General features: G+C 67.5%; 1 protein-coding gene. It reads right to left on the bottom strand.

Annotated elements, in window-relative coordinates; genetic code table 11:
• A partial coding sequence (locus tag ACX4ZE_RS23445; protein WP_480275640.1) for an AMP-binding protein occupies window positions 1-243 on the bottom strand: 243 nt, incomplete at both ends.

Here is a 243-nt window from a genome sequence, read left to right as displayed (position 1 = left end):
TCGGGTCCCACCCCCCGCGCGAGCAGCCGATACGCCAGACGATTCGCGCGGCCGTCGAGATCACGGTAGGTCAACTCCGTATCGGCGCACACCACCGCCACCGCCCGCGGCGACCGCCGCACCTGTGTCTCGATCAGCTCGACCAGGGTGATATCGGTATCGACCGGCACCGTGGTGTCGTTGTATACCCGCAGCAACCGATCACGTTCGGGGTCGGTGAGCACATCCACCGCCCCCACCAGC

This window comes from Nocardia sp. TBRC8007 (assembly GCF_056629435.1).
Note: the sequence above shows the minus strand (reverse complement) of the source record. Positions and strands in the feature narration are given on the sequence as shown.